Annotated in this window: 10 protein-coding genes; 6 read left to right on the top strand and 4 right to left on the bottom strand. The window is 72.7% G+C overall.

Annotated features, from left to right (window positions below):
• Nucleotides 1-1,203 (top strand): fatty acid desaturase family protein, encoded by a 1,203-nt coding sequence (locus tag KOI35_RS10240; RefSeq protein ID WP_215785910.1) that lies wholly within the window; start codon nucleotides 1-3, stop codon nucleotides 1,201-1,203.
• A 61-nt stretch (nucleotides 1,204-1,264) separates the two neighbouring features.
• Complete coding sequence (locus KOI35_RS10235) at nucleotides 1,265-2,272, top strand: glycoside hydrolase family 26 protein (protein ID WP_215785909.1); 1,008 nt, start codon at nucleotides 1,265-1,267, stop codon at nucleotides 2,270-2,272.
• 5 nt (nucleotides 2,273-2,277) lie between these two features.
• Here KOI35_RS10235 and KOI35_RS10230 read toward each other — a convergent pair whose 3' ends face one another.
• Nucleotides 2,278-2,889, bottom strand: coding sequence for a hypothetical protein (locus tag KOI35_RS10230; RefSeq protein ID WP_215785907.1), 612 nt, complete (start codon nucleotides 2,887-2,889; stop codon nucleotides 2,278-2,280).
• 140 nt (nucleotides 2,890-3,029) lie between these two features.
• On the opposite strand from KOI35_RS10230, the gene KOI35_RS10225 reads away from it, so the two are divergent.
• On the top strand, nucleotides 3,030-3,959 hold the full coding sequence (locus KOI35_RS10225; protein ID WP_308120889.1) for a TAXI family TRAP transporter solute-binding subunit: 930 nt from the start codon (nucleotides 3,030-3,032) through the stop codon (nucleotides 3,957-3,959).
• On the opposite strand, the gene KOI35_RS10220 is transcribed toward KOI35_RS10225, so the two are convergent.
• Nucleotides 3,949-5,346, bottom strand: coding sequence for a sensor histidine kinase (locus tag KOI35_RS10220; RefSeq protein ID WP_215785903.1), 1,398 nt, complete (start codon nucleotides 5,344-5,346; stop codon nucleotides 3,949-3,951). The two genes, KOI35_RS10225 and KOI35_RS10220, sit on opposite strands and share 11 nt — an antisense overlap.
• 19 nt (nucleotides 5,347-5,365) lie before the next feature.
• Nucleotides 5,366-6,025 carry a response regulator transcription factor gene (locus KOI35_RS10215; protein WP_215785902.1) on the bottom strand — a complete coding sequence of 220 codons (660 nt, stop codon included), beginning with the start codon at nucleotides 6,023-6,025 and terminating at the stop codon, nucleotides 5,366-5,368.
• Nucleotides 6,026-6,101: 76 nt separating this feature from the next.
• Here KOI35_RS10215 and KOI35_RS10210 point away from each other — a divergent pair, with 76 nt between their 5' ends.
• Nucleotides 6,102-6,950 carry a metallophosphoesterase family protein gene (locus KOI35_RS10210; RefSeq protein WP_438870594.1) on the top strand — a complete coding sequence of 283 codons (849 nt, stop codon included), beginning with the start codon at nucleotides 6,102-6,104 and terminating at the stop codon, nucleotides 6,948-6,950.
• 6 nt (nucleotides 6,951-6,956) lie between these two features.
• On the opposite strand, the gene KOI35_RS10205 is transcribed toward KOI35_RS10210, so the two are convergent.
• Nucleotides 6,957-7,652: a 4'-phosphopantetheinyl transferase family protein gene (locus KOI35_RS10205; protein ID WP_308120887.1), complete on the bottom strand. Its 696-nt coding sequence runs from the start codon at nucleotides 7,650-7,652 to the stop codon at nucleotides 6,957-6,959.
• 349 nt (nucleotides 7,653-8,001) lie between these two features.
• Between KOI35_RS10205 and KOI35_RS10200 the strand changes: the two genes are divergently transcribed.
• Nucleotides 8,002-10,467, top strand: coding sequence for a helix-turn-helix domain-containing protein (locus tag KOI35_RS10200; protein WP_215785898.1), 2,466 nt, complete (start codon nucleotides 8,002-8,004; stop codon nucleotides 10,465-10,467).
• A complete protein-coding gene (locus tag KOI35_RS10195) occupies nucleotides 10,458-13,007 on the top strand; it encodes a hypothetical protein (RefSeq protein WP_215785896.1) in 2,550 nt (849 codons plus the stop codon). The genes KOI35_RS10200 and KOI35_RS10195 overlap by 10 nt, the downstream gene beginning before the upstream one ends.
• Nucleotides 13,008-13,011 lie beyond the last annotated feature (4 nt).

The following is a 13,011-nucleotide window of genomic DNA, read 5'->3' as shown; positions in this document are numbered from 1 at the left end:
ATGACGACGATCCAGCGCAAGAAGTCCAACCCGATCGCCCACCTGAGCGCCGAGGACATCGAGCAGATCGGCATCGAGCTCGACGCCATCCGTGACGAGGTGATGGGCAGCCGGGGTGAGAAGGACGCCGCGTACATCCGGCGGGTGATCGCGTGGCAGCGCGGGCTCGAACTCGGCAGCCGCGGGGTGCTGCTGTTCTCCATCTTCCCGCCGGCGTGGCTGGTCGGCACGGCGGGCCTGTCGATCGCCAAAATCCTCGAGAACATGGAGGTCGGCCACAACATCCTGCACGGCCAGTGGGACTGGATGCGCGACCCCAAGATCCACTCGACCAAGTGGGAGTGGGACCACGCGTCGCCGGCCGAGCAGTGGAAGCACTCGCACAACGAACTGCACCACACGTATACGAACGTGGTCGGCCGCGACAACGACCTCGGCTACGGCATCATGCGCGTCGACGAGGACCAGCGGTGGACCAAGGCGCACCTGGGCCAGCCGTTCTACAACTTCCTCAACATGTGCTTCTTCGAGTACGGCATCGCCGCGTACGACCTCGAACTGGGTAAGAACCTGGCCACCAGGAAGCGGCGGCAGAACCCGAAGTTCCGGGCCGACCTCAAGAAGGTCCGCAACAAGATCGCCAAGCAGATGCTCAAAGACTACGTGATCCACCCGGCCCTGTCCGGCCCGTCGTTCCTGCACACGATCGCCGCCAACGCCACGGCCAACCTGATCCGCAACATCTGGAGCCACTCGGTCATCATGTGCGGCCACTTCCCCACCGGCGTCGAGACCTTCGAGCGCACGTCGATCGAGGGCGAGACGCGCGGCGAGTGGTACCTGCGCCAGATGCTCGGCTCGGCCAACATCAGCGGCGGCAAGGCCATCCACCTGATGACCGGCAACCTGTCCCACCAGATCGAGCACCACCTGTTCCCGGACATGCCGAGCAACCGCTACAAGGAGATCGCGCCCAAGATCCAGGACCTGTTCCAGCGGTACGGGCTCTCGTACGTCAGCGGCCCCCTGCCCAAGCAGGTCGCGTCGGCCTGGTACAAGGTCTTCCGGCTCGCGCTGCCCAACCGTGGCGAGGCGGCCGTGCGGCGCCCGGTCGAGAGGAAGGCCCCCGCGCCGTCGACCCGCTGGCGCCGGGCCCAGGCTCCCGCCGTGCTGGCGGACGCCAAGGAGCCCGCACTGCCCTAACGTGCACGATCCTCACCTTTTCATTGACCCTGGTCGATCGGTACGACCATCGTGGGTCCCCATGAAAAGGCGAGGATTCCTGTACGCCGCGTCGGCCACCATCGCATCGGTGGCCGGCTTCGCGGGACCGGCCGATGCGGCACCCCGGACCCGTTATCTCGGCATGTTCCGGGAACAGGACGCGGGCACGGTCGCGGCCGACGTCCACCGCCTCTACGGCGTCACCCCGGCCAGCGTGATGTGGTTCGACGCCTGGGGCACCGGCCGGCCCTTCCCGGTCGGCACCGCGCGCGAGATGTGGCGTCAGGGCATCATGCCGCACTACACGTGGGAGCCGTGGGACACCGCACTCGGCGCGACCGACCCGGCCCAGATCCACCTCAGCGACATCCTCGACGGCCGGTGGGACGCCTACATCAAGGCCCGCGGCCGCGAGTTCGCCGCCGTCCGCCGGCCGATCCTGGTGCGCTGGGGTCACGAGTTCAACGGCAACTGGTATCCGTGGGGCATCGCCAACAACGACCAGGACCCTTCGCTTTACGTACGGGCGTACCGGCACGTCCACGACCTGGTGGTGCGCAGCGGCGGCGGCAACGTGCAGTGGGTCTGGGCCTACAACAACGGGTCGTCGCCGGACGAGCCGTACAACGACCCGGCGCTCGCCTACCCGGGTGACCGTTACGTGGACTGGGTCGGGATCGACGGCTACAACTGGGGATTCGGGCCGTCCTGGGATCCGGCCGGCGACCACTGGACCAGCTTCGAGCAGACCTTTGCCACCGCGTACGGGAAAGCCCGTCTGATCGCCCCGGGCCGGCCGGTGATGCTGGGCGAGTTCGCCTCGTCCGAGGACGGCGGCGGCAAGGCGCAGTGGATCGCGGACATGGCCGCCGCGCTGCGCTCGGGTGCCTATCCCGACCTGCGGCTGCTCACCTGGTTCGACACCGTCAAGGAGGAGGCGTGGTCACCGGGGTCCTCCCCCGGCGCGCTGGCCGCCTTCACCGCCTGGGTACGGGAGCGCTCGATGCGGGGCCGGGGCGGCGAGCTCGCCCGCATCGCCTGCCGCTGAAGGTGTCAGGGACGAAGGTGCGGAGCGGTCGTCAGCAGCGGGACGGCCGAGTTGGCGACCGCCACCGCGAAGCAGCCCTGCCGCCGGATCACCTCGCCGGACACGCCGATCAGGCGGGCCCCGCGCAGCAGCACCTCGGCCGTCTCGGGGTCGCCCAGCTTGACCCGCAGCGTGCCGGCCCGCCGCCGGGGACCGCCGGCCAGCAACGCGGCCTGCCAGGCGTAGCGGGCCAGGGTGAGCCGCCGGGTGTGGTCGGTCGCGAGGGGCACCCGCGGGCCGTCGGCGAGCAGCTGCTGGCGGCCCCACTGCCACGCGACGGTCAGCCGGCGCTCCAGGGCGGCGCGCTCGTGCTCGGGCACCAGCACCCGCTGCAACTCGTAGGTGCGGGCCACCCCACCGGTGTGCATCTCGGTCGTGGCGGCGAAGCCCAGCGCGGCCAGCCGTCCGGCGAGCCGGTCGGCGGCGGCCGGGTGACCGAACTCGGCGAGCGGTCCGGCCGGACGCGGCACGGTGGTCAGCCGGACCTCGCGGCGGCGGGCCGGAACCGGCGCGAGGGATCGGGCGCAACGGACGAGACAGGCCGACTCGAACGCCATACCCAGTGCATCGGTGCCCACCTCGATGATCTCCTTTTCGTCGTGTCATGACACCGTCGCCAATCGGAAACGTCAGCGCACCTCTACCGGCCCGGATTTGTGCAAAACTTGCGCGGTCACTGCCACGGTCAGTGGGGTGGAGGATTCGGGTGGCTGTCCAGGTGAGTTCTTCGCGTCGCGCCCTGCTGTTCGGCGCTCTCGGCGCGCTGGCCACCGGCGCCTGCGTCGACGACGAGCCGAGCTACCGGTCGATCCGGATCGCCACCGGCAGTCCCACCGCCGTCTACTACGCGGTCGGCACGGCGTACGCGAAGGTCATCGACCAATATCTGCCGAACTCGCACGCGTCGGTCGTGGTGACCGCCGCCTCGGCCGAAAATGTCGAGCGGGTGCGCAGCGGCAACGCCCAGATCGGGTTCAGCCAGGCCGACATCCTGGCCGCGGCGGACGGACCGCCGGACGACGTGGCCGCGCTGGCCCGGGTCTACGACGACCTGCTGCATCTGGTGGTGCGGGTCGACAGCAGCATCAGCAAGCTCGAGCACCTGCGCGGCAAGCGGGTGTCGATCGGCGGCAAGGGCTCGGGCACGGCGGTGACGGTGCAGCGCCTGTTGTCGGCGGCCAAGATGGCCGGGCCCGGCGTGATCACCCGCCGCGAGCTCAACCTGGACGACTCGATGGCCGCGCTGCGGAACCGGGCCATCGACGGGTTCTTCTTCTCCGGCGGGCTGCCGGTGGCGGGCATCGAGAAGCTCAGCCAGAACCTGCCGATCCGCATCGTCGGGCTGGCCGACTGGGCCTACGAGCTGCGCCGGGTCTACAGCGACGTCTATGTGGTCCGCGACGTGCCGACCTCGGCCTACAAGGTGACCGCGTCCTCCACTGTGGCCGTTCCCAACCTGCTGGTCGTCTCGACCAGCATGCCCGACAGCCTGGCCTTCGACCTGACCCGGCTGCTGCTCGACCGGCGTGACCTGCTGGCCGCCGCGCATCCGGCGGCCGAGCGGCTCGACCTGCGCTCGGCCATCTCGACCCTGCCGGTGCCGCTGCACCCGGGCGCGGCCCGCTATTACCAGTCGGTCAAGCCGTAGATTTCCCCCCGGCCAGGACGGCCGTCGGCAGCCAGATGCGGGCGGCCAGGCCGCGCGGCGGCGAAGGGGCCAGCGTCAGACGGCCACCGGAGGCCTCGATCAGCACGGTGACGATCGGCAGGCCCAGGCCGGCGCCGTCGACGTTCTGGGTGTCGGGGGCCCGCCAGAACCGCTCGGTCGCCTGACGGCACTGCTCCTCGGTCATCCCGGGGCCGGTGTCGCGCACGGTCACCTCGACGCCGCCGTCGCGCGCGGCGACCTCGACGTCGACCGAGCCGCCGGCCGGGGTGAACTTGAGCGCGTTGTCGATCAGGGCGTCGAGCGACTGGTCGAGCGCGGTCGCGACCAGCCGGGCGTAGTGCGGTTCCTTCGGCACCACCGTCCGCAGGAAGACACCGCGCCGCTGGGTCAGCGGCATCCACGCCTGCTCCCGGTTCAGCGCGATCTGCACGGCGTCGACCACCTCGGTCTTGTGCTGGCCGCGCTCGGCCCGGGCCAGGGCCAGCAGCCCGTCCAGCACGTCGGCCAGCCGGTCGGTCTCCTCGAGTGCGATCGCCGCGTCGGCCTGGGCCTCCTCGGTGGTCATCCGGCTGCCGAGATCCTCGATGCGCAGCCGCAGCACGGTCAGCGGGTTGCGCAGCTGGTGGCTGGCGTGGGCCACGAACGAGCGCTGCTGCTCGATGTTGTGGGCCACGACGTCGGCCATCTCGTTGAAGCTGTCGGCGAGCCGGCGCAACTCGGGCGGGCCCAGGCCGGACTGCACCCGGGCGCCGTCGTCGCCGGCCGCGATCTCGTGCACCACCGCGTCGAGCCGGGTCACCGGCCGCAGCACCCAGCCCGCCAGCAGCAGAGCCGTGAACACGCAGACGGCCACCGCGAGGAAGCCGACGAACAGCAGCTGCGCCCAGCTGATCAGCACCGTACGGCGGTTGTGGCCGGTCGCCGAGATGGTGACGACGGCGCCCAGCACGGCGCCGCCCTCGTTGATCGGCACGGCTACCACCAGCGGGTGGGTCTGCCAGGGCCACAGCGTCGCCGGCGTGCCCACCATGCGGCCGGCCAGCGCGCCCCGGATGACCAGACTCGCGCGGTCGGGGTCGGGGTTGCTGTCGCCGAACACGCTGAGCACCTGCTGGTCCTGGTCGACGAGCATGGTGCCGATGCCGTAGAGCTCCTGGTAGCGGCGTAACTCGTCGACCACCGCGCCGAGCTCGTTGGTGCGCATCGCGGGCGCGGCCAGCGAGGCGAACCGGGTCGCGTCGGCGGTCCGGTCGGCCAGCACCCGCTGGGTCTCCCGGTTGGTCAGCGTGATGGCCAGCGGCACCTCGAGCGCGAGCAGGACCAAGCACAACAGCAGCACATAGCTGGTCACCAGCCGCCTGCGCAACGCACCCTCCCGACCACCGTTATCCGGCCCGCAGACAGTAGCCCACGCCCCGGACGGCCTGCACCATCTGCGGGCGGCCGAGCTTGGCCCGCAGCGATCCCACGTGCACCTCGAGGGTGTGCTTGCCCGACCAGGTGGTGCGCCAGACGTCGAGCAGGATCCGTTCGCGGGGCACCACCACGCCGGGCTGGCGGGCGAGCGAGGCCAGGATGTCGAACTCCTTGCGGGTCAGCGTCACCGGCTCGCCGTCCACCTCCACCGTGCGCGCTGAGTAGTCAATGCGTAACGGTCCGAATTCGACAATCTCCCGAGCCGGGGGTCCCGTACGGGCGGTCCGGCGCAACAGGGCCTCGATGCGCGCCTGCAGCTCGACCATCGAGAACGGCTTCACCACGTAGTCGTCGGCCCCCGACCGCAGACCGACGACGCGATCACGCTCCTCGCCCCGGGCGGTCACCGCGATGATGCCGAGATGCTCGTTACGTTCGCGCAGCGCCCGGCACACCTCCATGCCGTCGCCGTCCGGCAGGTTGAGGTCGAGCAGCACGAGATCGCAGGGCGCGGCGGCCAGCGCGGCGGCAACCGTCGCCGCGTGTTCCACCTGGTATCCGCGCCGCTCCAGCATCGAGATCATGGCAGCGGTGACCCGGTGGTCGTCTTCCACGAGCAATATTCGCATTCGCTCCGGCCCATCGTTCCTTCGTCTCGGGAAGAACCTAGATCACTCGTATTCCAGGATGGGTACCGTGAAGCCTGTGAATTCCCAGTCCCGAACTATTTTCGCGATCAGCGACCTGCACGTGGCGTATCAGGAGAACCGGTCGCTGGCCGACCGCCTCACCCCCGGCACCGACGACGACTGGCTGATCGTCGCGGGCGATGTCGGCGAACTGTTCGACGAGGTGACCGCCACGTTGGAGCGGCTTCGCGACCGGTTCGCCAAGGTGATCTGGGCACCCGGCAACCACGAGTTGTGGACCCACCCGCAGGACCCGGTGAAGCTACGCGGCGAACATCGCTACCGCGAGCTGGTGTCCGCCTGCCGGACGCTCGGCGTCGTGACACCCGAGGACCCGTACCCGGTCTGGGACGGCGAGGGCGGCCCGGTGACCGTGGCGCCGTTGTTCCTGCTGTACGACTACACGTGGCGCGCGCCGGGCACCACGACCAAGGCGGCGTCACTGGCCTACGCCGAGCGCACCGGCGTGGTCTGCACCGACGAGGTGCTGCTGCACCCGGACCCGTACCCGACCCGCGAGGCGTGGTGCGACGCCCGGATCGCCTACACCGAGAAGCGTCTGCTGGACATCGATCCGGCCATGCCGACCGTGCTGGCCGGCCACTGGCCGCTGCACCGGCACCCGACCGAGATCCTCCGGTTCCCCGAGTTCGCCCAGTGGTGCGGCACCGAGCGCACGGCCGACTGGCACGTACGCTTCCGGGCCGAGGTCGCCGTCTACGGTCATCTGCACATCCGGCGGACCACCCGGCGCGACGGCGTGCGCTTCGAGGAGGTCTCGCTCGGCTATCCGCGCGAGTGGAAGGCCCGCTTCGGTGAGGAGCCGCCGCTGCTGCGGCCGATCCTGCCCGCACCGGCGGAGTGAATCTCTTCAGGCGAGCGCGATCGCGGTGACGACCAGGCCGCCGGTCTGAGCCCAGCGCCCGCTGAGCTCAGGCCACGGCCCGGGCACCAGCAGCCGGGCCCGGAAGGTGCCGGCGGCCGGATCGAACACCAGCTCGGCCTCTTCGAACTCCAGGAAGACGCCGGCCACCGGGAACCACGTCTTGTAGACGGACTCCTTGGCCGAGAACAGCAGGCGATCCCAGTGGACGTCCGGTGAGCGGACGGAGAGTTTGCTCACCATCTCGGCCTCGGCCGGCCGGGCGATCGCCTCGAACACCCCGTCGGGCAGCGGAGCCGCGGGCTCGGCGTCCACACCGAGGGCCGAGACCTCACCGCGGCGCGCGACGGCTGCGGCCCGATAGCCGTCGCAGTGCGTCATGCTGCCGACGATGCCGTCGGGCCAGCCCGGCGCACCCCGCTGGCCCGGCAGGATCGGCGCGGCCGCGACGCCCAGGCGGGCCAGCGCGGTGCGGGCGCACCAGCGCACGGTCGCGAACTCGGCCCTCCGCTTGGCGACCGCCTGCGCGACCACCGCGGCTTCCTCGGGAAACAACTCGGTGACGCCACGATCGTCGCGGGTCTCGACCCAGGTGACCGTGGAGGGCAGCACAGTGCGCAGGATCTCGGACATCGCGGCGCACGATACACCGGCCCGGCCGAACCGGATGAACGCGACGGTCACCGCGGATGGTATTTCGGGCACAGCTGGCGGGAATTCCACGCGGAACCGGTCGATAAAACCTTGATTTATGCAAGATCAGATACTAATTACGGTCAGCGAAATACGACCCCGGAAGTCACTGGTTGCGGGGCCGGGATACCGCGGATAGCCTTTCGATCATGGCCGCCCGAGCAATGTCATTCGTTGACCGGGCGCCCATTATCGAGCCCTCCGACCGCGGACCGGCACCGGGCTCACCACGCCAATCACCTCGCCCGGCGCTAATGCCGGGATATTCGACAATGGCGATGGATGCCTTTTCCGGGCGCCCCGATCGTCCATTGGCGAGCGACCCCGGGGAGATCGGGACATGCCAGCGAACGGGACGATTCACGGCCGCGACGAACACCTGGCGGCATTGCGCCGGGCACCGGGCGAACTGCCCGCCGGCGGGGCGCTCGCGCTGCTCCGTGGGCGTCGTGGCACCGGACGCACCACGGTGCTGCGCGCGGCCGAGCAGACCTGGCGGGCCGACGGCGCCGCGGTCCTGTCGGTCCGCCCCGGCGCCGCGGGGTCGATCTTCGGCGCGCTCCGCGAGCACCTGGGTGACGCGGCCCGCACCACCGGCGGCCTCGTCCGCACCAGCCTGCGGGTCGGGGCCGCGATCGACCGGCTCGCCGGGGGCCGCCCCCTCGTCCTGATCGCCGACGACGCCTGCGCGGCCACCGATGCGGCGACCGCGCTCGACGCGGTCCGGCGTCCCGGCGTCCTCGTCGTCGCCGCCTGCACCGGGGCCGGCGAACGGCTGGCGGCCTGGGCCGACATCGTCCTCGATGTGCCGCCGCTGACCACTGCCGACCGGGCCGCGATGCTGCTCGATCACTACGGCGCCGGGCCGGACGCGACCCTGGACGCCGCCCTCGACGCCGGGCTGGGCCCGCTGGCCGGCTGCCCCGCGGCCGTGCTCGACACGTGCGCCGAGCTCGACCGGGCGGGCCGGCTGGTCACCCTGGACGACCGCCTCTGCCTGGCCCGGCCGGACCGGCCGCTGCCGGTCACCGAGAGGACCGCCGATCTGCTCGGCTCCCCCGGCGACCCGGTGCTGGCCGACCTCGCGGTGAACCCGGTGCGCCCGGCCGAACTGGCCGTGCCGGCCGGGCTGGCCGGAGTCGCGACGAGTGTGCACGGCCGCCGGGCCGACCGGCTGGCCGAGGCGGGCGTGCTGACCCAGGACGACGAGGGCCGCCTGCGCTGCAGCTCGCCCGCGGTGGCGGCGCATCTGCTGCGCCGGCTCGGCTCGCGGGCCGTGGCCGGGCGGCGGCGGGCCCTGGCGGTGGCGATGCTGGCCGCCCGCCGGAACGGGGCCGGCATCGAACCGGGCGCGCTGGGCGACCGCATCGCCGGCTACCGCGGCGCACCCGACCCCGGCGACGAGGCGATGCGGCTGCTGCTCACCCTGATCGCCCGGCCGGACACCGGCCCGGGCCGCCGGGCCGACTGGATCCGCGCCGCCTGGGAACGGGCCACCGACCCCCGGTTGCGATCCCGGCTCGCCGCGGGCTGGCTGCGCGAGCTGCTCCGCGCGGGCCGGCTGTCCGACCTGGGCGACGCGGTGGAGACGGTGCTCGCCACCGGACCGGCCCCGGAGATGGCCGGTGATCTCGCGGCGGCGGCGATGCTGGCCGCGGTGCACACCGGGATCCCGGTGCCCGACGCCACCCGGGACCGGCTGCTGATCGACGGGCGGGTGCCGGCGGCACTGGAGTTCGCCCGCCGATGGTTCGCCGGTGAGCCTCCCGAGCCGGGACTGGTTACGGCCGGCGCCCGGCCCGCCGGCGAGCCGGGGCCGCGGCCGGAATCGGGGCTGGTGACGACGGCCGAGCTGGGCGCGATCGGGCGGTGCGAGGAGGCGCAGACCTACCCGGGTGACTGGGCGAGCGCGTTCGAGGCGGTGCTCGGCGAGCGCTACCACTGCCCCGAGGGCAGCCTGCCGGCCGCGTACCGGCGGGTGCTGCGCGGTTTCACGGGCGGCGACTTCGAGGCGGCCCGGACCGCGGCCCGCGAGGTCGAACTGACCGGGTCCGGCGTGACCCCGGTCCACCAGCTGGCGCGGGTCTGGGCCGTCGAGATGGGCCGGATGACCGGGACCGGCGGCGAGCGTCCGGACAACGGCGGACCGGCCGACCCGGCCCTGGTCGCGTGGGCGTCGTGCGGGCCGGTCGAGCTGGGTGCGGCCGATCTGGCGAGCGTGCTGACGGCGTACGGGAAAATCGCCTCACCCAGTCGTCGCGGCCGGGCCCGGCTGGTGCCCCGCCTGGCCCAGCTTGCGGTCCGCAGCGGCGCCACCGAGACGGCGCAGCGCCTGCTCGACGAGGTCGACGATCCCGAGGCGCGGCTGCTGACGCGGGCGGCGGTGCTCGGCGATCCGGCCGCCGCCGCGAAAGCCGTGGCGCTGGCCCGCGACCGCGACGACCGGCCCGCGCTGCTGACCGCCTTGATGGTGGCCGGTTCCGATCACCTGGTGGAGGCGTACGGGATCGCCCGTGACCTGGGCGCCGCACCGCTGCAGGCGTGGGTGGCCTCGGCGTTGCGCAAGCACGGGCTGAGCGTGCCGGCCGCCCGGAGCGCGTCGGACGGGTTCTCCCCCGTGGAACAACGGATGCTCCGGATGATCAGCGCGGGCCGCACCAACCGGCAGATCGGCCGGCGCGAGCGGCTGAGCGAGAAGACCGTCGAGGAACACGTCAGCCGCCTGCTGGCCCGCACCGGCTGCCGCAGCCGGGTGCAGCTGGCCACCGCGGTGCTGGCGGGCCGGGTCGGCACCGGATGCGCCTGATCGGCCGGGCGTCCGTCGTCGGCCGCATCCTGGACTCGCTCGGCACCGTGGCGGTCACGGTGGTCACCGGGCCGGCCGGGATCGGGCGCAGCGCGGTGCTGACCGAGATCGCCCGGCAGGTCGAGGGCCCGGTCGTGCGCATCGCGCTCACCCGGCACGACCGCGACGAGCCCGGCGCCGTGCTGGCCCGGCTGGCCAACGCGGTGAGCCGCCTGACTCCGCACTCCTTCTCCGGGGAGGAGAGGGTGGAGGAGTTGCTGGCCGCCCGGCCCGGCCTGACCGTGCTGGTCGACGACGCGCATCTGGTCGACGACGAATCGCGAGCGGTGCTCGAGCGGATGGTCCGGTCGACCGGCCCCCGCTGGGTGCTCACCATGCGCGCCCCGGTGCGGCCCGGGCCGGACCTCTTCGACGACGAGAACGGCACGGTCCTGCGCGGCCTGGTCACCGGACGGCTGGCCCGGATCGTGCCGCTGCCGGCCCTGACCCGGGCGTCCACCGTGGAGCTGACGGCGGCCCGGCTGGGCGGGGCCCGGCCGCACGCCTCGCTGGCCGGACGGGTCCAGCGGGAGTGCCGGGGAGTCCCGGCCGCGGTCGTGGCCGCCCTCGACGAGTGGCAGCGGTCCGGAGCCGTCCGGGTGCTGGACGGCCACGCCTACTTCCTCCCGGCGCCGGCCGGCGGACCGTCGATCGACTGGTTGGCCGGGGCGGCCGAGCCGGTGCGCCTGGTGGCCAAGGCGGCCGCCGTCCTCCATCCGACCGGCGACCGGCTGCCCGCGCTGGCCGCCCGGGCCTACGGGCTCGACCTGGCCACGGTCCGGTCGGCGCTGCGCCAACTGGTGACCGAGGGCGTGCTGGTCCCCGGATGGCGGTTCGCGGTGCCCTACTGGGCCGGGGCGGCCGGCCGGTCCCTCGCCCCCTACGAGCGCGGCGAACTGGCCCGTGCGCTGGTCGAGGCGGTGTGGAACGACGGCGCTTCGGTGCCCGACACCGTGCTGGCCGAGCAGCTGATGCGCGGCGGCGGGGCGGCCGAACCCGTACGGGCGGCGGCCGAACTGGAACGGCTGGGCCTGGTCGCCATCCGCCGTGACACCGGTGTCGCGGCCCGCCGCTTGGCCGCCGCGGCCGAGATGGTGCCCGGTCCGCCGCGCTGGACCGCGCTGGCCGGTGCGGCCGGGGCGAACGCGGCCTACGGCGACTACGAGGCGGCCCGGCTCGGCACCGATCGGTTGCTGGGACTCGGCTCCGAGATGTCCGATCTCGACATGCTGGAGATCTCACTGATCCACGTGGCCGGGTTGTGGGGCAGCCGCGATCCCGCGGTGATCAGCGGGGACGCGTTCGGGCGGACACCGGTGCACCGGCTGATCTACCGGGCCCACGCGCTGACCTGTCTCGGGCGCTACGCCGAGGCGTACGGGATGCTCGCAAACGATTTCGGAGCGTGGCAGCGGGACGAGGGGCGCGAGCACGCTCGCATCGTCCACGCCACGTCCGGCGCCATGGTCGGCCACCCGGAGCACCTGCGCGAACTGATCGCACACCCGCGGCCGGACCACCGGTCCCATCTCATGATGATCCGGATGGTGACCCGCACCCTGCTCATGCTGGGCGACACGGTCGGCGCCGAGCGGTTGCTGCGCGGCGAACGACTCGCCCTGGACCAGCTGCCGGCCCAGGACCGCGTGCTGCTGACCTGGCAGAGCGGGCGCTGGGACGAGGCCATGCACCACGTCCGGATGGCCCTGGCCGGTCCGGATCCGGACGTGCCGCACGGGTTCATGGCCCTGCTGCTGGGCCGGGGCCGGCTCACCGCGGCCCGGCAGGCGGTGGCCGACGCCCGCACCGACTTCTGCCCGATGCCGCATCTGCTGGACGCGATCGACGCGATGATCGCCCAGATTCTCGGCGACCACGAGCTGGCCGCGCGCCATGTCCGGGAGGGGCTGATGCGGGCGGCCGAGCGCGGGACGGTGGCCGGCACCGAGGAACTCCTGCTGCTGTCGGCGCAGCTGGCCCCGTCCGCGGGACACGCCGCCGCCGAGGCCGCGGCGGACAACGCCGCTCGCCAGCAGACCGACCGCAGCCGGCTGCTGGCCCTGCTGACCCGGCTCTCGGTCGAGCCCACACCGGAACTCGGGGCCGAGGCCGTCGCCGTGGCCCGGCGGCTGGAACAGCCCTGGATGCTCTCGGTGGCGCTGGCGACCGTGGTCGAGACCGGCGGTGACCCCGCGCTGCTGCCGGAGGCGTACGAGGCGCTGAACGGCCTGGAGGCGCTGCTCGACCGCTACCGGCTGCGCGGGCTGATGCGCCGGCACAACATCCCGGTGCCGCAGCGGGCCGTGACCGTCAGCGAGAACGACCGGCTGCTGGCCACGCTGGTGGCCGACGGCGCCTCCAATCGCGAACTGGCCACCGTGCTGATGACCAGCGCCCGCAGCGTCGAGGGCATGCTCGGGCGGTTGTTCACCCGCACCGGCTACCGCAGCCGGGTCGATCTGGCCGCCGCCGTGCTGACCGGGGAGTTCCCGACCACCTGAATTA

This window comes from Paractinoplanes bogorensis (assembly GCF_018829635.1).
GTDB classification, from domain to species: Bacteria; Actinomycetota; Actinomycetes; order Mycobacteriales; family Micromonosporaceae; genus Actinoplanes; species Actinoplanes bogorensis.
The sequence above is the reverse complement of the archived record's forward strand: the minus strand, read 5'-3'. Positions and strand labels throughout refer to the sequence as shown.

What these genes read in the sequence shown, in the direction of transcription:
- KOI35_RS10240 (WP_215785910.1), top strand. Translation starts at nt 1, where the DNA reads ATGACGACGATCCAGCGCAAGAAGTCCAACCCGATCGCCCACCTGAGC.
- KOI35_RS10235 (WP_215785909.1), top strand. Translation starts at nt 1,265, where the DNA reads ATGAAAAGGCGAGGATTCCTGTACGCCGCGTCGGCCACCATCGCATCG.
- KOI35_RS10215 (WP_215785902.1), bottom strand. Translation starts at nt 6,025, where the DNA reads ATGCGAATATTGCTCGTGGAAGACGACCACCGGGTCACCGCTGCCATG.
- KOI35_RS10200 (WP_215785898.1), top strand. Translation starts at nt 8,002, where the DNA reads ATGCCAGCGAACGGGACGATTCACGGCCGCGACGAACACCTGGCGGCA.
- KOI35_RS10195 (WP_215785896.1), top strand. Translation starts at nt 10,458, where the DNA reads ATGCGCCTGATCGGCCGGGCGTCCGTCGTCGGCCGCATCCTGGACTCG.